The sequence below is a fragment of the Hirschia sp. genome, from assembly GCF_058892565.1.
In genome coordinates, this window is sequence record NZ_JBZXVU010000056.1 from 1 (window position 1) to 23,738 (window position 23,738).

Sequence of the window (23,738 nt, forward strand, 5' to 3'; positions counted from 1 at the left end):
GCAGCTCAACATCGTGGTATGACTCGCGTTGTTGCAGTGAGCGCTCAAAAATTAACGGCCGCTGAGGCCACTAAACTGACTTCTACAGTCTCTACAGCACTTGGTCGTGATGTGGATATTGAATTAGAAGTCGATCCCGCTCTCATTGGCGGGCTTCAACTTCGTGTGGGATCTCGTCTCGTAGACGCGTCTCTTCGCACGAAACTCGATGGTTTGACGAACGCGATGAAAGGGGCCTAGCCCAATGGACATTCGTGCCGCTGAAATTTCAGAAATCCTGAAGGCGCAGATTACTAATTACGGTGCCGAGGCAACTGTATCCGATGTTGGACAAGTTTTGTCCGTAGGTGACGGTATTGCTCGTATCTATGGTTTGGACAATGTTCAAGCTGGTGAGATGGTACAGTTTGAAAGTGGTGTTAAGGGTATGGCCCTTAACCTCGAGAGTGACAACGTCGGTGTTGTTATCTTTGGTGACGACCGTGGAATCAAAGAAGGCGAAAACGTAAAACGCCTTGAAGAGATTGTGTCTGCACCAGTTGGTAAAGGTATGCTTGGTCGCGTTGTAAACGCACTTGGTGAGCCAATCGATGGTAAAGGTGAGCTTGAAGGCATTGAAACACGTAGCCGTGTAGATGTTAAAGCGCCTGGTATCTTGCCACGTAAATCTGTTCACGAGCCAATGGCGACAGGTATCAAAGCGATTGATACTTTGGTTCCAATCGGTCGTGGTCAACGTGAGCTTATCATTGGTGACCGTCAGACAGGTAAAACTGCGATTGCGATTGATGCAATTTTGAACCAAAAAGCAATCAACGAAACAGGATCTGAAAGCGAAAAGCTTTACTGTATCTATGTTGCTATTGGTCAAAAACGTTCAACAGTTGCTCAAGTTGTTAAAACTCTCGAAGAGCGCGGCGCACTAGACTACACAATCGTTGTGTCTGCGACTGCATCTGAGCCTGCACCTCTTCAATACATTGCACCGTTTACGGCAACAGCAATGGGTGAGTATTTCCGTGACAACGGTATGCACGCTTTGATCATTTATGATGACTTGTCTAAGCAAGCTGTGGCTTATCGCCAAATGTCTTTGCTTCTTCGTCGTCCGCCTGGTCGTGAAGCTTATCCTGGTGATGTGTTCTATCTTCACAGTCGTTTGCTTGAGCGTTCAGCGAAATTGAACGAAAACAATGGTTCTGGTTCACTAACAGCTCTGCCTGTTATTGAAACACAGGGTAACGACGTGTCTGCGTTTATTCCAACAAACGTGATTTCGATTACAGACGGTCAAATCTTCCTTGAAACAGACTTGTTCTACCAAGGTATCCGTCCAGCTGTGAACGTTGGTCTATCAGTATCTCGTGTGGGGTCATCAGCTCAGTACAAAGCAACGAAACAAGTTGCCGGTACAATGAAATCTGATTTGGCTCAGTTCCGTGAGATGGCTGCATTTGCTAAATTTGGTTCTGATCTAGACCCAGCGACACAGCGTCAATTGGCACGTGGTGAGCGTCTAACAGCTCTATTGAAACAACCACAATACTCTCCATTGTCATTGGAAGAGCAAGTTGTATCAATTTACGCAGGTACACGCGGTTACTTGGATGGTGTGAAAGTTGATGATGTTCAGCGTTATGAAGCAGAACTTCTGAGCTTTGCTCATGCTAACCACGCTGATTTGCTTAAAACTATTCGCGACGAGAAGAAATTGTCCGGTGAAACTGAAGGTAAAGTGAAAGAGTTGATCGAAGCGTTCAACAAAACATTTAGCTAAAGTAATTCGGGCAAACAGTTGAGAGGCTGATAAATGGCCAGCTTGAAAGATCTTCGCGCTCGCATAGCGAGTGTGAAGTCAACGCAAAAAATCACGAAGGCCATGCAAATGGTGGCCGCAGCTAAGCTGAAACGTGCGCAGGAAGCGGCTGAGGCCGCACGTCCTTACGCTCAGCGTATGGCTGCAGTCATCGGCAATTTGGCCGATTCCGTCGGTGTTGGTGAAGGCGGTCCTCGTCTTCTTGCTGGCACTGGAAGCGACCAAACACACCTCGTTGTTGTTCTAACAGCAGAGCGTGGTCTATGTGGTGGTTTTAACGGAAACGTCGCTAAATTAGCGCGGACAAAGATACTTTCACTTCAAGCTGATGGGAAGGACGTAAAAGTTCTGACAATCGGTAAAAAGGGAAATGACTCTTTAAAGCGTGAATTTGGAAAAATTATTGTCGATCATATTGATCTGCGTGGCGAAAAAGAACTGAATGGTGAAGTCGCCGGACGGATTGGTCGTCAAATCACAGATATGTATGAAGATGGCGCATTTGACGTCTGCTCATTTATTTATGCAGAGTTCAAGAATGTATTGAGCCAGAAACCTGTTTCTCAGCAGCTTATCCCTGCTGTAGCCCCAGAAGACGCACCGAAGGTGGATCTTAAAGGCGCAACATATTTATATGAGCCGGGTGAAACAGAGATTCTTGAAGCGCTTTTACCGCGTTATTTGAACACTCAAATATTATCAGCACTTCTTGAAAGTTCAGCTGGTGAGCAGGGTGCTCGTATGACGGCTATGGATAACGCTACACGCAATGCTGGCGAAATGATTGATAGCCTGAACTTGACATATAACCGCGCCCGTCAGGCGCAGATCACAACAGAACTTACAGAAATCATCTCGGGTGCGGAAGCACTCTAGGACCGACCGGGAGCATACACTATGGCGACGACAGCCAAAGGAAAGATTAGTCAGGTCATTGGGGCCGTTGTTGACGTTGAATTCGACGGCACACTTCCAGACATCCTGAACGCACTTGTAACTGACAATAACGGCAACAAGCTTGTTCTTGAGGTTGCTCAGCACCTTGGTGAGAACACTGTTCGCACGATCGCTATGGACGCGACTGAGGGACTTACACGTGGTCACCCAGTGACAGACACTGGTGAGCCAATCATGGTTCCAGTTGGCCCAGCAACACTTGGCCGCATCATGAATGTGATCGGTGAGCCAATTGATGAAGCGGGTGAAATCGCGACTTCAGAACGTCGCGCTATCCACGCATCAGCACCTGATTTTGTTGATCAGAACCCAGAGTCAGAAGTTCTGGCCACAGGTATCAAAGTTATCGACCTTCTTTGCCCATACGCAAAAGGTGGTAAAATTGGTCTCTTCGGTGGTGCTGGTGTTGGTAAAACCGTTTTGATCATGGAATTGATCAACAACATCGCGAAAGCATATGGTGGATACTCAGTGTTCGCTGGTGTGGGTGAGCGTACGCGTGAAGGTAACGACCTTTACTGGGAGATGATCGAATCTAAAGTGAACGAAGAAGGCGGCGGCGGAGACTCTCGTGCAACGCTTGTTTACGGTCAGATGAACGAGCCTCCAGGTGCGCGTGCGCGTGTTGCTTTGACTGGTCTTGCTCAAGCTGAGTATTTCCGTGATGAAGAAGGTAAAGACGTTCTGTTCTTCGTGGACAACATCTTCCGTTTCACACAAGCTGGTTCTGAGGTGTCTGCGCTTCTTGGTCGTATCCCATCTGCTGTGGGTTACCAGCCGACACTTGCAACTGACATGGGTGGACTACAAGAGCGTATTACATCAACGCACAAAGGTTCTATTACGTCTGTGCAAGCGATCTACGTACCTGCGGATGACTTGACTGACCCTGCGCCAGCCACATCATTTGCTCACTTGGATGCGACAACAGTTCTTAACCGTGCGATTTCAGAGAAGGGTATTTACCCAGCTGTGGACCCGCTAGACTCAACATCACGTATCCTTTCTGCTGACGTTGTTGGTGAAGAGCACTACCAAGTGTCTCGTGACGTTCAAGAGATCTTGCAGAAATATAAAGAGCTACAAGACATCATCGCGATCTTGGGTATGGACGAATTGTCAGAAGATGACAAAATGACCGTTGCCCGTGCGCGTAAAGTTGAGCGTTTCTTGTCACAGCCATTCCACGTTGCTGAGATCTTTACAAACACACCTGGTGTGTTGGTTGACCTTAAAGAAACAGTGGAAAGCTTCCGTGACATTATTGCCGGTAAATATGATGACTTGCCTGAGCAAGCTTTCCTCATGTGTGGTGGCATTAAAGACGTAGTTGAAAAAGCTCAAAAAATGGCTGCAGAAGCTGCTTAAGAGCTGATATGAAAAACGGATCGCTCGACATAAAGGATTGTGTGAATAGCATATGTCCTTGGTCGGGCGAACCAGTTAACGCCGATGCGTTGACACTCTACAAAGGAGAAGTTGTCGGGTTTTGCAACACGGGTTGCCGCGACAAATTCGAAAAAGCGACACAGCTTTTTGATCCTTTGGTTGATAAGAATTTGGACACTGGAGTTCAGGAATGAGCGACAAACTACACTTTTCTCTCGTATCGCCTGAGCGCGAACTTTTCTCTGGTGAAGTTGATCAGGTAGATGCACCCGGTTCTGAAGGTCAGTTCGGTGTATTGCCGGGCCACGCACCATTTATGACCACCTTAAAAGCCGGTGTTGTTGAAGTATTTGAAGGTGATGCACGGACGCGTCTTTTCGTGCGTTCTGGCTTTGCAGATGTAACGCCTCAAGGGCTGACAGTACTTGCTGAAGAAGCAATTAATCTTGATGGTTTTGACGCATCTGCGTCAAAAACAGCTCTAGCAGAGGCGCAAGATGCGCTCAAATCAGCTGAAGATGATCATGAAAAAGAGCATTTGACTGAAACAATCACTTACCTTGAAGCATTGATTGCTGCTGCTTAAGGAAGTTTCACGATCAAATATTTTAAGCCGACGAATCATATGGATTGGTCGGCTTTTTTGTATCTGAAATTGGAAGGTTCGTTATATTGTGGGGCCGCAATCGGAAAAATCGGCCCATTCGCTTTTATTAAGCTGCATGTGAGAATACTGGCTGCTTGATGTGGTTTTTAGACCAGTCAAGAATGTGCGAGTATAAGTTAGAAGCTTGTGCGGACTCAAATATCCAATGCCCCAAATCTTCAAACTCAACATATTCGCCAGCGATGTCTGCGTACAGCCAATTACGTGCCGTGATTTGGCTTGACTTACTGGAGACGACACGGTTTTTCCCGCATCCAATTGTAAGTGTCGGGTGTGCAATGTTGTGAACATCAATTTGTGCAGTGTTTCCCGCAATGGTCTCTAGGTTTGCAAGTTCCGCTCTTAATCTGGAAGATTCATATCGCAGATTGCTGATCAATTCAGAGCGTTTCTCTGAGGGTATGCAATTGAGGAAACCCCAATTAAGACCGATTGAATGAAAGGGTGTTTTGTTTGCCTGAGGTGTCAGCAAATAGGTTGCATATCCCAAAGCACTGGAATGTTTCTGACCTTGCGCGCGTGTGGTTTCATCAGCAATGGGGTTGATGAAAATACCGCCTTGAACATCCCCATATTCCATAAGTTTTTGCGCAATCAAACCGCCGAGGCAATGACCGATAACAAGGGGCTTGTCGCCTTCTTCTTCTTCAATTTGATTTGCATAATGGGAAGCGGCTTTGACCCAGTCATTAAACCCAAGATTATTCAGCGCTTCTGGGGGAGATTTGCGGCATCTTAGGTGAGGGAACATGGTTGGTGCTTCGCAGCGCCAGCCGTGTTTTTCAAAGAGTGAAACTGCATTTTTCCAGTCTTCACCGCTGCCACCCAGTCCATGTAGGAACAGAACTGATTTACTCATTACTACCTCAACCCATATTCTATTTGGTTAAGTGTTAATGTCGGTTATAATGGTTAATGACTTAAGTAATCAGTCTGTCAAATTCGTCCATTGTTGGAATTTTTGCGAAATAGATTCGTAGATATCGCGTTTAAACGGAATAATTAATTCTGGCACATCTTGCAGTGGAATCCATTTCCAAGCATCAAATTCTGGTTCGTGCAAATCAAGCTTAATATCGCTTTCCAGGCCTTTAAAACGAAAGGCGAACCATTTTTGTCTTTGACCAAGATATTTGCCTTTAAACCGCTGTAAGACCTCTTCTGGAAAATCATAATATAGCCAAGGTTCGATCTCTTCGAGGAAGTCGACTTTATCTTGTGTGATGCCTGTTTCTTCCTCTAGCTCTCGGTATGCACCGGCTAGAATATCTTCTCCAGCGTCAATGCCTCCTTGGGGTAGCTGCCATTGGAAAGGGCCAGTCGCACCCGCGCGATGGCCTGCAAACACATGCCCTTTTTGTGAGAATACAGCCAGACCAGCATTGGGTCTATACTTTTGAGGATCACGCGATCCCTGCAGTGTTGTGTCAATAAGCTGAGTCAACGCCGTCACTTTCTTCACTTGCCGATTGTACACCGGTTAGCACAGAAGCTGGTACTAGCTCATAGCCCTTCATATCAAGTGTATCAGACCATTGTTTAAACTGATCAACAGTGACGGGGAAAGCAAAACCAACACCCAAAGCTGCTTTATTTTGAAGGGCTAGAGCTTCAATGTGAAGAAGGTTTTTGTCTATGGCATCTGCAGAGGGGACTGTATCAACAATACGGTCTGCTTCTACAAAATTCATATTTATTTCTTTGGCTACAGAAGGGAAAACCGATCTATTTGCTGCACCATCATAGATCATTGCCAAACCGCGATTGTGAATTTCGCGCATGATAGGTGATAAGACGCGTGATTCTGTGGCGAGTCTTGCCCCCTGATAATTGATGACACCAAAATAACCGGTTGTTTGTCCGAGAATAACTTTAAGTCTGCGTTCATTCTCTTGGGCCGAAAGCGTTGTTAGCAATGTATCTGGGCCGGTATCTACATTTGGATAATCATAAGGCTCCATAGGCACTTCTAGAAGAACTTCATGACCTGCATCTCTGGCACGGTTCACCCATGTTTGTAGATCGGAAGAATAGGGAACAAATGAAAGTGTAACCTCAGGAGGTAAGTCGTTAATGGCCTGCATGGTGAGGCTACGCTTTATACCCAAACCACCAACGATGAGCGCCACTTGGGGTTTGCCGTTAGGTGTGTGTGGGCGTGCATAAATGTCTGCTGGTCGTCGGCCATCATCGGATATTTTAGGTAAACGGCCAACAGCCCCGTTTTCATATAGGCCTTGTATAGGCGCACGAACCAAAGCTTTTCGTTCTTCGGAAACAGGTTGAATTTTTTCAGCTTGCGAAAGGCGCGTTATACGCACGTCCTCGCCGGAGTCTGTTTCTGCATATTCTGCATAGCTTGGTGCCTGATGAGTTGGATCAGATACTGGCAGACTAGGCTCCGTGTCTTCGTGAGAAGCCGTTTCGACATGATGTTCCGTCGGGATATCGTGAATAAGTGGTTGATCGGCCAAACGCGTTTTCAAAACGGGAGCAGGCGCATTTCTATCGACAAATAAGCCTACACTTGCATGAGGGCTGCCTGCATCTTCATTTCCAGTGAGTTGCACAAAGCCTGCACTTAAGCCAACCACTACCGCAATTGCTGCAAACCCTGCTGCAAAGTGCTTTAAGCCTGTGTTCAGGGGAGATGCACCTAGTTTGATATTTGAAGACATAATAGACATTACCTACTGCATTTTCCGGCGGGACATTTGGGCAATTGCAAATGGTCTCGGAAAACAAATTTCAAACACAGTATCGGAAAACGCAGTTAACAAGTTGGAAACATAACGAAGCAACCGGGCAGTTTTTACCCAGTTGCCACGTTAAATTTACACAAAATTTGAAGCTTTATCCTTTTTGGGAAAGATCGCTTGCAAAATCCATCGAACGTAATTTAGTCAGCGCGCGTTCCAATTGGTAATCTTCACCTGAATAACCCACTGGCGGTTGATCATTTGGGATATGAGGCGGGCGGCGCTCACGTCCTTGGTCGTTTTCCAGTGCATTGCGAAGATTTGCTTCGGAATAACGTTTTTGACGCTTCTCTATGTGTTCCATTTCCTCATCAGAGAGGCGTGTTTGTGCAACTTCGATGTCTGGTTCAATTCCTGCGCCCTGAATAGATGCGTTGGAAGGTGTGTAATAACGTGATGTGGTTAGTCTTATCGCGCCTCTTTGTGGACCTAAGGGGATAACGGATTGAACAGATCCCTTACCAAATGAAATCTCACCTAGAATGGTTGCACGGTTATGGTCTTGAAGGGCTCCGGCCACGATTTCAGCTGCTGAAGCGGAACCACCATTGATAAGAACAATGATTGGTAATCCTTCGACACGTTCGCCCTGACGCGCATTATAGCGTTGAACATCATTGGGGTGGCGGCCTCGCGTTGATACGACTTCACCGCCATCAAGAAAGGCAGAAGACACACCCACGGCTTGATTGAGCAGACCACCAGGATTGTTGCGAAGGTCTAAAATCAAGCCGGACATTTTGGAACCTAGCTCTTTTTTCAACGCCGTCAGAGCATCATTGACGCCATCTGTGGTTTGTTCATTGAAGCTAGAGATACGGATATATCCAATTGTATCTTCAGTGTGGAAGGAAACTGAATTTTGTTTGATGATTTCACGTGTTAGGGAAACATCAAATGGCTCTTCATTCTCGCGCAAAATAGTGAGCAGGATATCTGTACCCGGAGCGCCGCGCATTTCTTTGAGGCTATCATTCATAGGTTGACCAACAATGGGTTCACCATTGATTGCAGAGATATAATCGCCCGGTTGAATGCCTGCGCGACTGGCGGGTGTATCATCCATGGGAGATACAACAAGAATGAAACCGTCTTGCTGGGTTATCTCAATACCCAATCCACCATATTCGCCGGATGCCTGTACTTGCATTGAGCGATATTCTTCAGGATTGAGATAGCTTGAATGTGGATCGAGAGAGGTGAGCATGCCGTCGATGGAGGCTTCCATGACTTCGGCTTCGTCGACGCCAGTGACGTATTCTGTTTGAACACGAGCGAGTATTTCAGCAAATAAATCAAGCTGTTGATATGTTTCAGCGTGGCTGTTTTCTGGTGCACTGTCTGCGTTCCAGACGAAGGCACTTAGCCCCAGAACTCCCGCAAGAGCCGGTCCAATAAACCTTAACCGCATATAATCACGCTCCATTTTTTCGCGCTCGCCTCGCATAATTCACTATAGTATCAATCTAGTGATTCAGTGTCACAAAAACCAGTGTTTCACAAAGTCACTCTGTATCCAATCAACCATTTGAGCCATTCGTACTTTTTGCGAGTAGCACTTCTGGATCAATAGTCGTTCCTAGGTGTCTTAATTCAATATACAATTCGGGCGTTTGTTTGTCCGAAACTGACATACGTCCGACGGGTTCGCCACTTAGGACACTTTGTCCGACTTCCGCATATATAGCATCCAATCCGGCGAGTACCATCATGTAGTCTTCACCTAAATCAAGAATTAATATTTGCCCATAAGTGCGGAAAACGCCAGCATATTCTACACGACCATCGCGAGGCGAGACAACATGTGCGCCTTTTCTGGTTTGCCAAGTTTGGCCTAAAGCTTTGCCTGTCGAGGTTTTGGGGCTGCCATAGGCGTTGACCAATGTGCCAATTACGGGCCTTTGAATTCCCGATATTCCTCCAAATCCATTGTAAGTAGGGCGATTTTTTGGAGCTTCTATTTTGTTTTTCTTGAGCTTTGCAAATCGTGGGGGAGGAGGCGGTTTTTTGCTTGGGGCCGTTGGGGCTTTTGTTCTGATAGAGGCAAGCAGGCTTTGTAATGTGTTGGCTTCTTTAGCTAGATTCTCGTTTTGAGTGCGTAGAGACATGGTTGCTTTTGTGAGTTCGATACGTCGCGCGCGCTTTTCTTTATAGAGCGCTTCAATCTCTTGTCGGCGTGCGAGTAATGTTTGTTCTGCGCGGGTTAAATCGTCTTTTTCTTCACGAATTTTGTTCTGGAGTGTGGCGAGAGTATCGAGTTCTTGTGCAAGTTCTTCAGCTTCAGTGGCGAGTTTGGGTGCAATATCTCCCATTAAAATGGCAGCCCGTATCGCCGCGCTTGTGTCTTCAGGACTCGTGGTAAGAGCAGGGGGACGTTTTGAGGCGAAACTCATAAGAGTTGCCAACACATCTGCTAGGGCTTCTTCATCCGCCAATAGCGCGCGGCGTGCTTGCACTTCTTTGATCTCTAATTCATTGAGCGCCATTTGGGCATCATTGGCAGCCGTTTCTCGGCGACGACTATCGGCAGCAGCGCGAACAAGATCATCATCAATTTCTTGAAGTTCGCGGTCAGCCTTTTTTTCGCTTCTTTCGAGTTTTTTGAGGCGTTTTAGAACTTTGTCGCGTTCAGCTTCGACGCGTTCAAGGTCGCTGATAGAGAATGTGTCTTTTTCAGTTGTTTTATCGTCTGCACTAACAGGTGCCGCTATCATAGCGAGCAAAGCAAACAGCAAGGAAGAAAAAGCATAACGGGACAACATGCGCCAATCTATAGAATGCGTTTTGCTAACCGAGGGTGAACACTTTTTGTGTGACTAACATTTGGCTATGGCCATGTGTGAATAGGAAACACTATTTTCATTCTCGATGATAGGGGGAACCCGCTTCAATTGATAATGCACGATAGATTTGTTCGGCAATCATGACGCGGACAAGTTTATGTGGCCATGTTTGCACACCAAATGAGATGGCTTCTTTAGCTTTGCTTGCTAATTCGGGAGCATGTCCATCTGCGCCGCCAATAAGAAAGGCGATGTCTTCGCCAGTATCACGCCAATTTGCAATTTTCTTGGAGAATTCCATAGATTTTAGCGCTTTGCCGCGCTCATCCAATCTGATGAGTTTTGCATGTCCTGTACGCGCTAAAATGCGTTCGGACTCTTTTGCTTTACCTCCGCCTGCATCAACTTCGATTTCTTCAACGGAGCGTATGCCAAGTCCGCGTCCAGTTTTGGCAGCGCGTTGGATATAATCATTGACCATGTTGCGTTCGGGAGAGTCTTTCATGCGGCCAACACAGACTATTTTAATGTGCATGAAAATGTCCTGTATAAAAAACGCCAGCTTCTCCGTCATGAAAAAGCTGGCGATATAATCAATAAGCTATGAGTGCTTAAGCTGAAAGATGGTCCGAAGAAGGTGTTTCAGCACCCCAAATACGTTCTAGATTATAGAATTCTCTTACTTCAGGACGGAATAGGTGAACAATCGTGTCACCCGCATCTAGCAATACCCAGTCGCAGTTTTGAAGTCCTTCAACACGGACACCATGTACGTCGGCTTCTTTAAAAGCACGCGTTAAGTGATCGGCCAGAGCGCCAACATGACGTGTTGAGCGGCCTGATGCGATAATCATTGTGTCTGCAATTGAGGATTTACCCATCAGGTCAATTTCTACGATGTTTTCAGCTTTATCGTCATCAAGACGGTCTAAAATCATCTGTGGAATTGAGTTTGTTTGGGCGGATGAGGCCATATGCGGGGCCTCTTCGTTGTCGCTAACAGTGTTATCAGCGGCGGTACGCATATCTTGAGCGGACAGAGCTAGAACCTTTCATAAATACTAGTGGCCAATTGCGGCCTTATATATCTTTTAACACGTTGTCCGAAATTGGCCAAACATGAATTTCAAATCGCATTTTTACCAACTACTAGAGTTGCCGCGTAGGCGGGTTGAACTTTCGCTATTTAGTGGCGCGCGCAGATGTACCCAATGCGGCGCGCTAGAGGTTGCCAGAGAAGCCGCGCGCGCATCTGCGATCCGTGCATGGCTATAGCGGCGAGCAAATTTGGAAAAACGCGCGCGCGCGCCAGCGCCCGGCCTTGCAACCACAGCGATGGGGACAGCTTCGGCAATCTGGTTCCAGCCCTGCCAGTGGTGGAAATTAATGAGATTGTCGCCGCCCATTATCCAGACAAAATGTGCTTTAGGGGCGGTTGTTTTTAAATGTTGAATGAGGGCGTTTGTGTAGCTTAGATCGAGGCGTTTTTCGATGTCGGTGACCCGCATATGCGGACCTTTTGCCATTTTCTCAGCCGATGCAAAGCGCTTTTCAAATGCTGTCTGTGTTGATTTTAAAGGATTTCCGCGTGCAGGAATCCACCAGACATAATCCAGATTCAACCGCTTTAGGGCCGTTTCCGCGACATGAGCATGGCCTGCATGGGCAGGATCAAAAGATCCACCAAACAAGCCAATTTTCATGCCATCCGTCGCTGAAGGCAAACGCAATAGATGGCGGCTCAAACGTGTGCCTCCAATGCAATTGCGTTTATCTTCATTCGGCGTGTCATTGAGGGGTCCTGATTATGTTGGTCTTGTCTGGCCCGTTCCACGAACCTGATATTTGAATATTGTCAATTGTTCTGCACCGACAGGTCCACGTGCGTGTAGACGTCCCGTTGCGATACCAATTTCAGCACCCATTCCAAACTCGCCGCCATCTGCAAATTGAGTAGAGGCATTGTGCATGACAATAGACGCATCGATATCATTGAGGAAACGTTCTGCTGCCGCAGTGTCTTCAGTGATGATAGCTTCTGTGTGGCCAGAACTATATGTTTCCACGTGAGCGATGGCTTCGTCAATGTTTTCAACAACTTTGATGGATATGATTGGGGCAAGATATTCTGTGCGCCAATCTTCTTGAGTGGCTGCTTTCATATCGACAATTGCTTGAGCTTTGTCATTGCCGCGCAATTCACATCCTGCTGCGACAAGAGACGCGGCAATTTTGGGCAGAAGATCATTTGCGATACTGGCATCAATCAACATGGTTTCTGTTGAGCCACAAATACCCGTGCGGCGCATTTTCGCGTTGGTGACAATATCAACTGCTTTTTGTGGGTCTGCATTCTGGTGCACATAGGTGTGGCAAATGCCTTCAAGGTGTCCGATCACAGGCACGCGCGCGTCTTCTTGTACGCGTCCGACCAAACCTTTACCACCGCGTGGCACGATAACATCGAGATTGCCATTCAAACCTTTGAGCATGTGGCCAACAGCATCGCGATCTGTGGTTGGCACCATTTGAACAGCGTCTTTTGGTAGGCCAGCATCTTCGAGGCCTTGTTGCAGCGCTGTTGTTATGGCTGTTGCGGAATGCACGCTTTCTGAACCACCGCGCAAGATGGTGGCATTTGCTGAGCGTACGCAAAGAGAACCCGCATCGGCTGTCACATTTGGACGGCTCTCATAAATGATACCGATCACGCCGATTGGGCCACGCACACGCGAAATTTTCAGGCCATTGGGACGTTCCCAACTTGCGAGCACATCGCCAACTGGGTCGGCAACATTAGCAACGTTTTCAAGTCCTTGCGCGATGCTCTCAAGGCGATCAGCGGAAAGCTCTAAACGGTCTAGGAGTGAGGGCGTGAGGTCTTTAGCGCGAGCGGCGACCATGTCTTTGGCGTTTGCTTCTAAAATTGAAGAGGCGTTTTCACGGATACGTGTCGCCATTGCTTTTAGAGCTTTTGTGCGTGCTTCTGGGCCGGCTTTTGCAAGCAATGCGGACGCGGCACGTGCGCGTGCTCCCATGTCCAGCATGACGCTTTCTAATTCAGCGCTATTAAAATTCTTTGTCATAGTCTTGATCCTTGAGGGGCTTAGAATCGAGTAAAAAATTGTCGTTGAATCTTAAGATTCAAGAACGAGCATATCATCGGTGTGGATTAGGGCTGGTCGACCTTTATATCCAACAATGCTTTCAATCTGGCTTGAATTGCATCCGATGAGTTTCATGGAGTCGCTTGAGGAATAGGCGCTAAAACCACGCGAAATTAACACGTTGCCGGGCCCGACGACATCAATGCCGTCGCCGCGATCAAAATGGCCTTCAACAGAGAGGATACCCGCAGGAAGTAGGCTTTTTCCGTTTTTAACGGCACGTGCAGCACCTTCATCGACATAGACTGTGCCTGATGTTTGTAAGGCTCCCATGAGCCATTGGATACGTGCGGTTTCCCGTGTGAAACTTGGTATAAACCAAGTCGCCAAAGCACCATTATTGATGGCGCTGAGTGGGAGGTCAAACTCGTCGCTTTCTGGTCGTCCAAGGGCGATAACTGTTGCACACCCTGCTGTCATGGCGATACGGGCGGCTTCTAGTTTTGTGGCCATGCCGCCAGAACCCATACCCGTTTCAGCATTAGGCTCGCCGCCCATTGCCATGATATCGGGTGTTAATTCTCTGACGAATGGGATGTGTTTGGCCTTGGGATCTTTGCGTGGATCTGCTGTGTAGAGACCATCAATGTCTGAGAGAAGAATAAGAACATCAGCACTGATCATTTGAGCAACACGTGCTGCGAGGCGGTCATTGTCACCAAAGCGGATACCGTCTGTTGCAATGGTGTCGTTTTCATTGACGATCGGGACAGCGCCAGCTTCGAGCAGAGTATCAAGTGTCGCGCGCGCATTTAGCCAACGGCGGCGGATTTCTGTATCATCAATTGTGAGGAGCGCTTGTGCGACCGGAATATTGTGGACGAGGAATGCATCCTCCCATGTCCGCATCAGGCGTAATTGTCCTGCGGCTGCAGCGGCTTGTTTTTCTTCTAGTTTTAATTTTTTAGAACCAAGGTTTAATGCTTCCCGACCCAGAGCAACTGCGCCTGAAGAGACAATGACAACTTGTTTTCCTTCTCCTAATAGAAATATGACATCGCGAGATATAGCTTGAATGCGAGCTGCATCGGCCAAGCCATCCTCATCGACGATAAGGGCTGATCCAAGTTTTATGACAACACGTTCGGCTTTGGCTAATAAGTCCACGCCTTCAGTGCTTGTTATGGTGTCCATCCTTCTTGTTCTTCTCCCGTTTCAAGTGCTTGTTTGGCGGCTGCTTTGTCTAACTCGATTTGGCGTTGCTCGTTGACCGCGCTGAATACATGTCCGAGCACTTCTTTAACATTTTCTCCTGTTGCGCCTGAGATGATATATGGTTTCTTACCACATGCTTTTTCAAGTTTTTGAGACTGTTCCTCTAATATTTCTGCATCGAGGGTGTCTGATTTGTTTAAAGCGACAATTTCTATTTTTGTTTCAAGGTCTGCGCCGTATTCTACAAGCTCATTTCGAACAGTTTGGTAGGCTTTGTCTGGATCGTCCTGAGAGGCGTCAATTAGGTGAAGTAAGACGCTACAGCGTTCAATATGGCCGAGGAAACGCGTACCAATGCCAGCGCCGTCTGCCGCGCCTTCGATAAGGCCGGGAATATCAGCGAGTACGAAAGAAGAACCGACTCCGAGGCTGACAACACCCAAATTAGGTGTGAGCGTGGTGAATGGATAATCTGCGATTTTGGGTTTGGCTTCAGAAGTCGCAGCTAGAAAAGTAGATTTTCCGGCATTTGGAAGACCTACAAGACCTGCATCTGCGATGAGTTTTAGGCGCATCCAAATCCAGCGTTCATCGCCCGGTAAGCCCGGATTAAAACGGCGAGGTGCTTGATTGGTGGAGGTTTTGAAGCGAATATTTCCCCAACCACCATTTCCGCCCTGAGCAAGAAGAACCTTATCGCCAAGTTTGGCTAGGTCTGCAATTAGGGTTTCTTGGTCTTCTTCGAAAATCTGTGTGCCGACAGGGACTTTGATGATTACATCCTCTGCGCCGGCACCAGTGCGGTTGCGGCCCATACCGTGTCCGCCACGTTCAGCTTGGAAGTGTTGTTTATATCTGTAGTCGATCAGGGTGTTGAGACCTTCAACAGCTTCGGCCCAAACGCTGCCGCCTAAACCGCCATCGCCGCCATCAGGGCCACCATGCGCAATGTATTTTTCACGTCGGAAAGACACACATCCATCTCCGCCATAACCGGCAGCGATATATAATTTACATTGATCCAAAAACTTCATCGTGTGTGTCCAGTCGTGTGTGCGCTATATCAATGCAGCGCAGAAAGAGGTGTGATAGCAGCCTTTTGGGCGGGCCAAATATATGTATATCCCGGGGATGTTGTGCCACGTGCTAAAGAATACATAGGTATTGTTTCATCTATACCACCCACACGGCCAAAGCCGAGCTTATCGAGAATACGGCCTGAGGCTGGATTGTCAGCGAAATGGCCAGCGACAATCATGTCTGGGTTTAAGGCTTGTTTTGCCCAATCCATTACGCATTTTGCTGCTTCGCTTGCTATTCCTTTGCCCCAATAGGCCTTGCCAATCCAGTATCCAAGCTCAAATGGCGCATCTGGCGTGCGCTTAAACACACCGCATCCACCGATAATGGCTTTTGTTGTCGGGTCTACAATTGCAAAATCATAGCACATACCGCGTAGATATCTGCCGTGACGCGTTGCGATAGAGCCGTACGCCGTGTTTGGCAGGTAGGGAAATGGTTTCGAACCTGTCATTTTTACGACGTCTTCGTCACTGAAGTGTGTATCGACTTCGGGCGCATCCTTCAAGCTCCATTCGCGTAAAATGAGGCGTTCAGTTTCCATGACAGGTAGAGTTGCAACAAAGCTAGATTGTTCCTGGCTCTTTTTCATTTTGCGTACCTCACAATGCATGTAATTTGTTTAAAGGATGAATATAGGCGAAAAAAAAGGAGAAGCGGTGACCCGCTTCCCCTTTTTTGGGATTTATCGCGAGCGCAGCCTTCAGCTATGAAGCGGCTCGGTCCTGTGTCTCAGACGTTTACCGCTATTCAGCTGCCTTCGGCGCGTCGACGGGAAGAACGTTGATATATTGGCGGCCACCAGCGCGTTTGCGGAAGTTTACACTGCCTTCCACTTTAGCGAAGATTGTGTGGTCTTTGCCCATGCCAACATTGTCGCCAGGGTAGTATTGTGTTCCGCGTTGGCGAACAATGATGTTACCAGGGATAACAACTTCACCACCGTATTTTTTCACGCCAAGACGTTTTGACTCTGAATCGCGGCCGTTGCGGGACGAACCACCTGATTTTTTGTGTGCCATAACAGCATCTCCATGTTAGGTGCGCAGTCAGCGCTACGTTACGATTAAGCTAGATCTTTTGATTCAGCTACGATTTGATCAAAAGGTACACGGCCTTTGAAAATATTTGTGTCTAGGTCAGCAAATTGCTCTGCTGTTAGAGCTGCGAGTTGTGCAAAGCTTGTGAAACCGGCTTCAGCTAGTTTACCAGCTGCCACTTTACCAACACCAGTCAATTTTGTGATGTCGTCAGTTTTTGCTTCTGCTGGAGCAGCTTTAGGGGCCGCTGCCGCTTTAGGAGCAGCTTTTGCAGGTGTTTCAGCTTTAGGTGCTTCTGCTTTTGGAGCAGCCGCTTTAGCAGCAGTCACTTTTTTTCCGCCTTTGGCGAGAATGTCAGTGATGCGAATAACTGTGTGGTGTTGGCGGTGACCCAACTTACGACGGTAAGTGTTACGTTGACGCTTCTTAACAGTGATAACTTTCTTACCACGTGTTTGCTCAACTACTTCACCTACAACTTGAGCGCCTGCCAATACTGGCTCGCCCATGTCTACTGTTTCACCTTCGCCAATCATCAGTACGTTGTCGAAAACGAACTCGGAACCAGCTTCAACAGCTAGCTTCTCTACTGTGATGACGTCGTCTTGAGCGACTTTATATTGTTTTCCGCCCGTTTTGATGACCGCGAACATAACTTAACGACCTTTTGCCTGTCGGTTGTCGCGTCAAGGAGGCCTCTTGCCAGCCTGCGCGAATTCTTCCAAAATCTTGAGACACTCTCAACAACCAACCGAGTATAACCCGTCAAGTTTAAGAGCGCGAAGCGCGCATATAGACGAAGAGCGGAACGAAAGTCAAATGTTTCGTGACATTGAATCGATAATATCTGCGGTTTTTCTGCAAACCTACGGATAAATCTCTTTGAATCGCTTATATAGAGCCGTCCAAATGCGCAAGTGACGGAAAAAATAAATTCCGTCACCATGAATTGTTTCTACCTAATTTGGGTTTACGCCAAGTCTCTCCAAAGTTGCTAAAGTTAGCCCACCTGTTGGCAGACCTTCGCGTAATTGGAAATCACGAACGGCTGTCAGTGTTTGACGGCCAACCTGCCCATCAACTGTACCAGCATCAAAGCCCTGATTGTTTAAAGACTGTTGCAATTGGCGAATAGTGTTTGGTTTTGTATTCGTTTCACACAAAATTTCGCGCCATTCTAGGCGTTCACTTCCCGTTTGAACACGTTGCTCAACCTGATCATATACAGGCGGCACATATTCTACTTCTGTGCGCTCAGGCTCAACAACGCGGCGTGTTTTGCGCGTGTCGTATTTGGCAGGTATTTCTTTGCGTTGCACTGTTGCTTGTTCCACAACGACGCGGCGGCGCACTGTGTCGTATTTTGCTGGCACTAATTCTTCGACAATGCGTTCAGGCTCTAGAATGACCTGACGTTGGATTGTTTTATATTCCGCTGGCACTTCGACGCGGCACATGATTTCGCCTGTTGCGTCATCAACACGTTCGAGGGCACCGCGACCGGGTTTCCATTCAACGCGGGCAGGGCGAACCATGATTTTTTCTTCGACCGTTTCTGTTCTTGCCGGAATAACTTTCTTTTCCATGCGTTCTGGAGAAACAATGACGCGCTCTTCAACATAATCATAACGCGGTGGAACGGGCACATATTCAAAAGAAGCATCCTGAACTAGATATGTTTCTTCGATTGTTTCGTATTGGGCAGGGATTTTTTTGATTTTTTGAGATTCAGGTTTCACCAAAATCTGTTGGACTGTTGTTGAGTATTGCGCAGGCACGAGCACTTTAGCGTAACATTCACCTGCTCTGGCGTTGGGTGGGAGGTCCACCTGTGCAAAAGCCGGAGCACTAATCGCGCATAAAGAGACTGCTGCGAGCGCTCTAGATATTAAGTTCATTTGGTCCACCCTGCGAAAATACGTTTAATTTCATATACTATATTAACTTGCCGTTAATAATAGATCGCGTCCAGCGGGTTCGTCGCTTAGGGGTAATTCAGCTTAAGAATGATGCACGAAAACAACGTATAGGGGATTTTTAAAACGATCCGGCTTGGATTGACCCGTTAAATACCGGCGTTAATCGCGTTTTGTTGATGCTTAAGGATATTCACCGCATCGGTTTGCTGTGTGAGTACAAACGTAATTTTATCATTGGGTCGGATTTGTCCTAAACGATGGCGGTCGGCGCGTATCACTTGCCCTATACGTGGATAGCCTCCCGTGGTCTGGGCATCAGATAAAAGAATAAAGGGTTTTCCGTTTTCAGGGCATTGGATTGTGCCGGGGAAAACTGGTTCACTTTTCATGCGGCCATCAGAGATTAGAGATAGGGTAGGTGTCTCCAGCTGTATGCCCATGCGGCTTATGCGTGTTCCGGCTTTGAAATTCTGGTTTAGGAACACGTTTTTGGAGCTTTCGCTTAAAAGACCAAATTCGGCCCCTTCACCGATACGCAATAGCCAATGATTGGAGAAAAAAGGGTAGATCTCTTTAGGGATAGGTTTGGGCGATGGATTAAAATCAGAATTGGCAAATTTGATTTCGTCATCTGGTTTAAGTGCGCGGCCAGAAAGTCCACCAAATTGAGCGGGCATATATGTGGATGTGCTATCAAGAAATGATGACGCTTTTAATCCACCAGCAATGGCTAGATAGGTGCGAAACCCAAGCGGAGGCGGCTCCAATATCAAGATATCATCGGCTTTGACTTTTATTGGTTTATAAAAGGGTATGGCTTGGGTGTTGAGATAAGCAGGGCAAGGTGCGCCGCTTAGAGCAATTGTGGCGGGATGTTTGATGATGGTTTCAAAGCCGCCAGCTGTTATTTCAACACAAGTTGTGTCAATATGATTTCCGACTGCAAGATTGGCGAGCGCGAAGGAATGTTCATCTGCAGGTCCACTGGCGGGGACACCTTGATGGCGATGATGGAGGCGCGGTCTGCCTTGTAGACTGGCTTGCATGCCGGGGCGGATAATTATCAGGCTCATGGCGAGACAGCTTCAAATTTTACCCGCATGTGCGGACTAAGAATAAATGGATCTTGTTGATCTGGATCAAATAGTTTTTTTGTTGTGCGCCCAATAATGGGCCAACCGCCTGGGCCTTCAAGGGCGTAAATGCCGGTATAGCCCGAGGTTAGACCAACAGAGCCAGCCTCAACTTTAACGCGCGGCTCTTTTAAACGCGGGATATCAAATGCAGCACCGCCGATATAAGCAAAACCGGGGGTGAAGCCGATAAGGTCGACTTTATATATTTGAGATGTGTGTTGCTGGATGAAATCATCTACGCTGAGGCCCAATGCCTCGCAGACATGCTTTAAATCAGGCCCAGTTGTTTCATTATATATGATGGGGATGGTGATGACATCCTGCACAGGTGCGCTTTGGTTTGTGATTTGGGCATCAAGCTCTGTGATTTTGCTTTTGAGGGCATTTATATCCGTTGAAAGTGGATCAAATTGCAGGGTGATTGTTTCCATGCCTTCAACGCATTCGTCTATGCCTGACAATGTGCGCAGCTTTGCAGCTAGATTGGTGCGTTCTATCGAAGCGGTAATTTTAAAGGATAGGAGGTCGTCCGCTATCTGGACAAATTCAAACGCCATAACTTAAGCGCCATGTATATGGGCTTGCACGGTGAAATGAGCAGATGTGAGTGCGCGGTTTATGGCTTGTGCACTTTGGACAGCGCCTTTGGAATCGCCATGCAAACATATGCTATCAACTTTCATGGATATGAAATTGCCGTTTAATGTTTGTAGAGGGGCACCCTGAGCTAGTGCTAGAGCTTGGCCGCAGCGTTCGACATTATCATTGATCACCGCATCTGGATTTGCGCGAGGTACGAGTGTGCCGGCATCATCATAGCGCCTGTCTGCAAACCCTTCTGTGATATATGTACGTTTATGTTGTTTTGCCACTTGTTCAAGTTTGCAATCGGGCAATCCCATAATTGCGGCATGTGGCAGCACTTCCCGCACGATATTGACGATGTTCCAGCTTAGTTTTTCGCTATTGGCGGCTTCATTATATAGTGCGCCATGCGGTTTGACGTGGACAATGGGGACGCCCATGTCTGCGGCGACGTTTTTTATAAGATGCAGCTGTTTGCGCAGACTGGTTTCAAGGTCGTAATCGCTAATCTCTATGGGTTTGCGACCAAAGTTTTCTCTGTCAGGGTAAGATGGATGTGCACCGATACGCACATTGCTGAGTTTGGCCAATGTCATGGCTTCGGCAATGCTTTCGCGGTCGCCGGTATGTCCACCACACGCAATATTGCAGCTTGAAATATAAGGCATGATATCCACATCGGTGGCGCAACCTTCACCAAGGTCTGCGTTTAGATCTATCATGCGTGTCATGGCCATATTGAAAACGCCCTTGCTATTCCACGTAAACCTAATCCCAATGTGACTAGCAAGACAATAGCACCGGCCATGTTGGAACTAAGTGAATTGGCATATTGGCCTAGCAAAGCTTTGCGGTTCATGACCATAAGCAGGAATGTTGCTATGATGGGGAGCAATAAGCCATTTGCAGTTTGCGCGATCAATATCAGAGAGATGGGTTTGATGCCGGATACGCTGAAGATGACGCCGCTAAGCAATACAATAAGAGAGGTCGCGCGAAAAATGGTTTTGCGCTTGCTCTCATCATTTTGGGGCCAGATTTCTGTCACCACATAGGCCGTCGCCATTGGGGCGGTGATAGATGAGGTTAGGCCCGCTGCGAGCAGACCGGTTCCAACAAGATATTTAGCAGCTTCGCCAAAGGCGGGTTCTATACTGCGGGCAAGGTCGGCGGCATTGGAAACGACTAAGTCCGAGCCGAACATGGTTGCGGCGGCGGTTGTTAAAATCAAAATGGAGACAAGCCCGCCAAGTCCGATAGAGACAAATGTGTCAGTTCTAGCAGATTGAACATCATTTTCACCATGCCAGCGTTCGCGTGCAGCCGCTGCGTGTAAAAAGAGATTATAGGGAACAATTGTCGTTCCAATTAGGGCAATTGCAGTGAGTAGCCCGCCTTCGGGAATGCTTGGTATGAGGCCATTAAAAAGAGCTTCAAAATCGGGTCTCACCATAATGGCAGCAATGAGAAATGCAGCGCTCATGATCAATACGAGCATAACAAGAATACGTTCTAGTAATTTGTATTTTCCATGCAGTAAAAGCCCCGCCGCCAGCGTGGCCAAGGCAAGTATAAATATACGTCGGTCAGGTGAGCCCTCCCCAAAAATGGCTTCAATGCCGAGCGCGCCGCCGGCTAGATTTCCGGCTTCATAGGCTGCATTTCCAATGGCTAGCGCAGCAAATACCAAAATAGCGGAGGCAATTTTTACCGCTGGATTCTTGGTGTTTTGCATGAGCGCTTCACCAAGACCAAGTTTTGCACCCGCACCAAGGCGCGCTGACATATCTTGCAGGATGATAGTAGCAATGGTGGCAAATAAAAGTGCCCAGACGAGCGCATAGCCAAAGTTTGCGCCGGCTAATGTGCAGGCCGTGACTGTGCCAGGGCCAATAAAGGCCGCAGCAACAAGCGCGCCGGGGCCTATCTTTGGGAGAGCAAGTTTCATTCTGCGATCGTAGTGTTAGAAATACCGCGCTTTGTTGTGAGATATGTTGCGAAACTTCCTAGCCAATGACTACCTGAATAATGTTCAGCCGATACCGCTGCGATGCCGGTTTCTTTATGGAGCGCAGACGAAGCCAATAGGCTTGCAATTCTTGCATCGTCTTCAGGTAAAGCGGAAGCTATGCCTTCTAATGCCCATGCGCGTGATAGGTTTACGCCGTCTAGGTGGACAAGTTTTCCATCTGTTGCATCCAATACAATACCGGGTTTGAGCCAGTTATCACTGCCATCTGTCGGGATGTCTGGAAGAAATTCAGTTAGCCAGTTTACATAAGCTTCTTGGGGCATAACCCGGCGCATTAAGTCAGCTTCCATCAAGCATGGAGAGAGAAAGTCTTCTCCTGATGGTTCATAGGCTAAAGGGCAGGCTTTATCGTCTTTGTGAAATTTTAGGGCAGCTTCGACGAGTTGTGTTTCAAAAGCTGTGTTCTCGACAGTGCGCGCATAATCAATCATGAGGCCAAAGGCGAAGGCGCTTTGATTGTGTGTTCCTATACGGATGGGATAGGCGAGCTTGCCCAGCCATTCTTGGGTTTGTTCAACAATGACATTTTCGAGCGGGCGAAGATTTTCCCGCCATTGCTGCATAATGTCTAGGTCGCTTTCTTCAAGTTCAGCGGCGAGCTGCAGCAACCATGCGCGGCCATAAGGGCGTTCGAATGCGCCTTTGCCATTGGTTTGGAAATAGGCGACTTCTCCAGCCAGTTTTTCGGCGGAAAGATTGATGCCGACTTTGTGCTCAATGGCTTTACGCATTGGCGTATCTGGATCAGTGTTCAGGATGCGCGCTAAAAGCCAATGTCCGTGTACGGAAGAATGCCAGTCGAAGCAGCCATAAAAACTTGGGAATAGATCAGCAGGTGTTTTGGCGTCGGTATCATTGTTTAAAACAACGGATATCTTGTTGGGGTATTTTTGATCAACACAGGTCAAGGCCAGCAAAGCAAAACGATCTTCAACGACACCTTCTCTGGGTGAGGGAAGGGAGATGGCTTTTGTTGTTGAGGTTTCTGTGGGTGTTTCAGTCACGGGAGTTCCAGAAAATTCGGGGGCTTGTTCCTCTGCCGAGCAAGCAGATAAAATCAAAGCTATTGTTATCGCGCAGCTACCAAAAAGAGAATTGTATAAGTGTTTCATGTCTTTGCCCCGATGATTTAAGGCAAAGGGAGCATAGATTGCTGACAAAGAAAAGCGGGATAGAGCGGGGTTTTTTGCATTCAGTTAACCTTAACTCTTTCCCTCCTTGCAAACCCTGTTACATCTTAGCGCCTCAAAGGA

Annotated in this window: 26 protein-coding genes; 6 read left to right on the plus strand and 20 right to left on the minus strand. The window is 47.5% G+C overall.

The annotated features are described in order from the left end of the window. From AC5EF3_RS15965 to AC5EF3_RS15990, 6 genes are all read left to right on the plus strand, one after another. Positions 1-240, plus strand: a 240-nt coding sequence (locus AC5EF3_RS15965) for a F0F1 ATP synthase subunit delta (protein WP_493548752.1), incomplete at its 5' end; no start/stop codon positions are given. Positions 241-244: 4 nt separating this feature from the next. Continuing rightward, entirely contained in the window at positions 245-1,777 is a 1,533-nt protein-coding gene (atpA, locus tag AC5EF3_RS15970) for a F0F1 ATP synthase subunit alpha (RefSeq protein ID WP_493548753.1), read from the plus strand. Between the two features lie 33 nt (positions 1,778-1,810). Beyond that, the gene (locus AC5EF3_RS15975; protein WP_012778012.1) at positions 1,811-2,692 is read left to right on the plus strand and encodes a F0F1 ATP synthase subunit gamma; all 882 of its coding nucleotides are present in this window, start codon (positions 1,811-1,813) and stop codon (positions 2,690-2,692) included. 21 nt (positions 2,693-2,713) lie between these two features. After that, positions 2,714-4,141, plus strand: coding sequence for a F0F1 ATP synthase subunit beta (gene atpD, locus AC5EF3_RS15980; protein WP_012778013.1), 1,428 nt, complete (start codon positions 2,714-2,716; stop codon positions 4,139-4,141). An 8-nt stretch (positions 4,142-4,149) separates the two neighbouring features. Continuing rightward, positions 4,150-4,356, plus strand: a complete 207-nt coding sequence (locus tag AC5EF3_RS15985) for a hypothetical protein (protein ID WP_012778014.1) — start codon at positions 4,150-4,152, stop codon at positions 4,354-4,356. Continuing rightward, entirely contained in the window at positions 4,353-4,748 is a 396-nt protein-coding gene (locus AC5EF3_RS15990) for a F0F1 ATP synthase subunit epsilon (protein ID WP_493548754.1), read from the plus strand. Before AC5EF3_RS15985 ends, AC5EF3_RS15990 begins: the two co-directional genes overlap by 4 nt. 127 nt (positions 4,749-4,875) lie before the next feature. On the opposite strand, the gene AC5EF3_RS15995 is transcribed toward AC5EF3_RS15990, so the two are convergent. From AC5EF3_RS15995 to AC5EF3_RS16090, 20 genes are all read right to left on the minus strand, one after another. Next, a complete protein-coding gene (locus tag AC5EF3_RS15995; RefSeq protein WP_493548755.1) occupies positions 4,876-5,688 on the minus strand; it encodes an alpha/beta hydrolase in 813 nt (270 codons plus the stop codon). 69 nt (positions 5,689-5,757) lie between these two features. Continuing rightward, the gene (locus AC5EF3_RS16000; RefSeq protein ID WP_493548756.1) at positions 5,758-6,273 is read right to left on the minus strand and encodes an RNA pyrophosphohydrolase; all 516 of its coding nucleotides are present in this window, start codon (positions 6,271-6,273) and stop codon (positions 5,758-5,760) included. Continuing rightward, positions 6,257-7,516: a divergent polysaccharide deacetylase family protein gene (locus tag AC5EF3_RS16005; protein ID WP_493548757.1), complete on the minus strand. Its 1,260-nt coding sequence runs from the start codon at positions 7,514-7,516 to the stop codon at positions 6,257-6,259. The genes AC5EF3_RS16000 and AC5EF3_RS16005 overlap by 17 nt, the downstream gene beginning before the upstream one ends. A 166-nt stretch (positions 7,517-7,682) precedes the next feature. Beyond that, positions 7,683-8,999 (minus strand): S41 family peptidase, encoded by a 1,317-nt coding sequence (locus AC5EF3_RS16010; protein WP_493548758.1) that lies wholly within the window; start codon positions 8,997-8,999, stop codon positions 7,683-7,685. 109 nt (positions 9,000-9,108) lie between these two features. After that, positions 9,109-10,350 carry a murein hydrolase activator EnvC family protein gene (locus tag AC5EF3_RS16015; RefSeq protein ID WP_493548759.1) on the minus strand — a complete coding sequence of 414 codons (1,242 nt, stop codon included), beginning with the start codon at positions 10,348-10,350 and terminating at the stop codon, positions 9,109-9,111. Positions 10,351-10,447: 97 nt separating this feature from the next. Further along, complete coding sequence (locus tag AC5EF3_RS16020) at positions 10,448-10,906, minus strand: 23S rRNA (pseudouridine(1915)-N(3))-methyltransferase RlmH (protein ID WP_493548760.1); 459 nt, start codon at positions 10,904-10,906, stop codon at positions 10,448-10,450. Positions 10,907-10,982: 76 nt separating this feature from the next. Next, positions 10,983-11,345, minus strand: coding sequence for a ribosome silencing factor (rsfS, locus tag AC5EF3_RS16025; RefSeq protein WP_012778022.1), 363 nt, complete (start codon positions 11,343-11,345; stop codon positions 10,983-10,985). A 165-nt stretch (positions 11,346-11,510) separates the two neighbouring features. Beyond that, positions 11,511-12,116, minus strand: a complete 606-nt coding sequence (locus AC5EF3_RS16030) for a nicotinate-nucleotide adenylyltransferase (protein WP_012778023.1) — start codon at positions 12,114-12,116, stop codon at positions 11,511-11,513. A gap of 60 nt (positions 12,117-12,176) precedes the next feature. Then, the gene (locus AC5EF3_RS16035; protein WP_493548761.1) at positions 12,177-13,457 is read right to left on the minus strand and encodes a glutamate-5-semialdehyde dehydrogenase; all 1,281 of its coding nucleotides are present in this window, start codon (positions 13,455-13,457) and stop codon (positions 12,177-12,179) included. 51 nt (positions 13,458-13,508) lie between these two features. Beyond that, complete coding sequence (gene proB, locus AC5EF3_RS16040) at positions 13,509-14,672, minus strand: glutamate 5-kinase (RefSeq protein WP_012778025.1); 1,164 nt, start codon at positions 14,670-14,672, stop codon at positions 13,509-13,511. Further along, complete coding sequence (gene obgE, locus AC5EF3_RS16045) at positions 14,660-15,727, minus strand: GTPase ObgE (protein ID WP_493548762.1); 1,068 nt, start codon at positions 15,725-15,727, stop codon at positions 14,660-14,662. The genes proB and obgE overlap by 13 nt, the downstream gene beginning before the upstream one ends. Before the next feature lie 29 nt (positions 15,728-15,756). Further along, positions 15,757-16,365: a GNAT family N-acetyltransferase gene (locus AC5EF3_RS16050; protein WP_493548763.1), complete on the minus strand. Its 609-nt coding sequence runs from the start codon at positions 16,363-16,365 to the stop codon at positions 15,757-15,759. 154 nt (positions 16,366-16,519) lie between these two features. Continuing rightward, entirely contained in the window at positions 16,520-16,795 is a 276-nt protein-coding gene (rpmA, locus tag AC5EF3_RS16055) for a 50S ribosomal protein L27 (RefSeq protein WP_012778028.1), read from the minus strand. A gap of 44 nt (positions 16,796-16,839) precedes the next feature. Further along, positions 16,840-17,466: a 50S ribosomal protein L21 gene (locus AC5EF3_RS16060; RefSeq protein ID WP_493548764.1), complete on the minus strand. Its 627-nt coding sequence runs from the start codon at positions 17,464-17,466 to the stop codon at positions 16,840-16,842. A 306-nt stretch (positions 17,467-17,772) separates the two neighbouring features. Beyond that, positions 17,773-18,711, minus strand: a complete 939-nt coding sequence (locus AC5EF3_RS16065) for a peptidoglycan-binding protein (RefSeq protein ID WP_012778030.1) — start codon at positions 18,709-18,711, stop codon at positions 17,773-17,775. Positions 18,712-18,878: 167 nt separating this feature from the next. Beyond that, entirely contained in the window at positions 18,879-19,805 is a 927-nt protein-coding gene (locus AC5EF3_RS16070; RefSeq protein WP_493548765.1) for a 5-oxoprolinase subunit C family protein, read from the minus strand. Beyond that, a complete protein-coding gene (locus AC5EF3_RS16075) occupies positions 19,802-20,425 on the minus strand; it encodes a 5-oxoprolinase subunit B family protein (protein WP_493548766.1) in 624 nt (207 codons plus the stop codon). Before AC5EF3_RS16075 ends, AC5EF3_RS16070 begins: the two co-directional genes overlap by 4 nt. 3 nt (positions 20,426-20,428) lie before the next feature. Continuing rightward, complete coding sequence (pxpA, locus tag AC5EF3_RS16080) at positions 20,429-21,190, minus strand: 5-oxoprolinase subunit PxpA (RefSeq protein WP_493548767.1); 762 nt, start codon at positions 21,188-21,190, stop codon at positions 20,429-20,431. Beyond that, positions 21,181-22,401: an Nramp family divalent metal transporter gene (locus AC5EF3_RS16085; protein WP_493548768.1), complete on the minus strand. Its 1,221-nt coding sequence runs from the start codon at positions 22,399-22,401 to the stop codon at positions 21,181-21,183. The genes pxpA and AC5EF3_RS16085 overlap by 10 nt, the downstream gene beginning before the upstream one ends. Next, a complete protein-coding gene (locus AC5EF3_RS16090) occupies positions 22,398-23,597 on the minus strand; it encodes a DUF2891 domain-containing protein (RefSeq protein WP_493548769.1) in 1,200 nt (399 codons plus the stop codon). The genes AC5EF3_RS16085 and AC5EF3_RS16090 overlap by 4 nt, the downstream gene beginning before the upstream one ends. Positions 23,598-23,738: the final 141 nt, after the last annotated feature.

Excerpts from the sequence above, each read along its gene's own strand:
- AC5EF3_RS16075 (WP_493548766.1), bottom strand. The coding sequence starts at position 20,425 with ATGGCGTTTGAATTTGTCCAGATAGCGGACGACCTCCTATCCTTTAAA.
- AC5EF3_RS16005 (WP_493548757.1), bottom strand. The coding sequence starts at position 7,516 with ATGTCTATTATGTCTTCAAATATCAAACTAGGTGCATCTCCCCTGAAC.
- AC5EF3_RS16050 (WP_493548763.1), bottom strand. The coding sequence starts at position 16,365 with ATGAAAAAGAGCCAGGAACAATCTAGCTTTGTTGCAACTCTACCTGTC.
- atpA (WP_493548753.1), top strand. The coding sequence starts at position 245 with ATGGACATTCGTGCCGCTGAAATTTCAGAAATCCTGAAGGCGCAGATT.
- obgE (WP_493548762.1), bottom strand. The coding sequence starts at position 15,727 with ATGAAGTTTTTGGATCAATGTAAATTATATATCGCTGCCGGTTATGGC.
- AC5EF3_RS16015 (WP_493548759.1), bottom strand. The coding sequence starts at position 10,350 with ATGTTGTCCCGTTATGCTTTTTCTTCCTTGCTGTTTGCTTTGCTCGCT.
- AC5EF3_RS15985 (WP_012778014.1), top strand. The coding sequence starts at position 4,150 with ATGAAAAACGGATCGCTCGACATAAAGGATTGTGTGAATAGCATATGT.
- pxpA (WP_493548767.1), bottom strand. The coding sequence starts at position 21,190 with ATGGCCATGACACGCATGATAGATCTAAACGCAGACCTTGGTGAAGGT.
- atpD (WP_012778013.1), top strand. The coding sequence starts at position 2,714 with ATGGCGACGACAGCCAAAGGAAAGATTAGTCAGGTCATTGGGGCCGTT.
- AC5EF3_RS16035 (WP_493548761.1), bottom strand. The coding sequence starts at position 13,457 with ATGACAAAGAATTTTAATAGCGCTGAATTAGAAAGCGTCATGCTGGAC.
- AC5EF3_RS15975 (WP_012778012.1), top strand. The coding sequence starts at position 1,811 with ATGGCCAGCTTGAAAGATCTTCGCGCTCGCATAGCGAGTGTGAAGTCA.
- AC5EF3_RS15995 (WP_493548755.1), bottom strand. The coding sequence starts at position 5,688 with ATGAGTAAATCAGTTCTGTTCCTACATGGACTGGGTGGCAGCGGTGAA.
- rpmA (WP_012778028.1), bottom strand. The coding sequence starts at position 16,795 with ATGGCACACAAAAAATCAGGTGGTTCGTCCCGCAACGGCCGCGATTCA.
- AC5EF3_RS15990 (WP_493548754.1), top strand. The coding sequence starts at position 4,353 with ATGAGCGACAAACTACACTTTTCTCTCGTATCGCCTGAGCGCGAACTT.
- AC5EF3_RS16065 (WP_012778030.1), bottom strand. The coding sequence starts at position 18,711 with ATGAACTTAATATCTAGAGCGCTCGCAGCAGTCTCTTTATGCGCGATT.
- AC5EF3_RS16090 (WP_493548769.1), bottom strand. The coding sequence starts at position 23,597 with ATGAAACACTTATACAATTCTCTTTTTGGTAGCTGCGCGATAACAATA.
- AC5EF3_RS16085 (WP_493548768.1), bottom strand. The coding sequence starts at position 22,401 with ATGAAACTTGCTCTCCCAAAGATAGGCCCCGGCGCGCTTGTTGCTGCG.
- AC5EF3_RS16020 (WP_493548760.1), bottom strand. The coding sequence starts at position 10,906 with ATGCACATTAAAATAGTCTGTGTTGGCCGCATGAAAGACTCTCCCGAA.
- AC5EF3_RS16010 (WP_493548758.1), bottom strand. The coding sequence starts at position 8,999 with ATGCGGTTAAGGTTTATTGGACCGGCTCTTGCGGGAGTTCTGGGGCTA.
- proB (WP_012778025.1), bottom strand. The coding sequence starts at position 14,672 with ATGGACACCATAACAAGCACTGAAGGCGTGGACTTATTAGCCAAAGCC.
- rsfS (WP_012778022.1), bottom strand. The coding sequence starts at position 11,345 with ATGGCCTCATCCGCCCAAACAAACTCAATTCCACAGATGATTTTAGAC.
- AC5EF3_RS16060 (WP_493548764.1), bottom strand. The coding sequence starts at position 17,466 with ATGTTCGCGGTCATCAAAACGGGCGGAAAACAATATAAAGTCGCTCAA.
- AC5EF3_RS16070 (WP_493548765.1), bottom strand. The coding sequence starts at position 19,805 with ATGAGCCTGATAATTATCCGCCCCGGCATGCAAGCCAGTCTACAAGGC.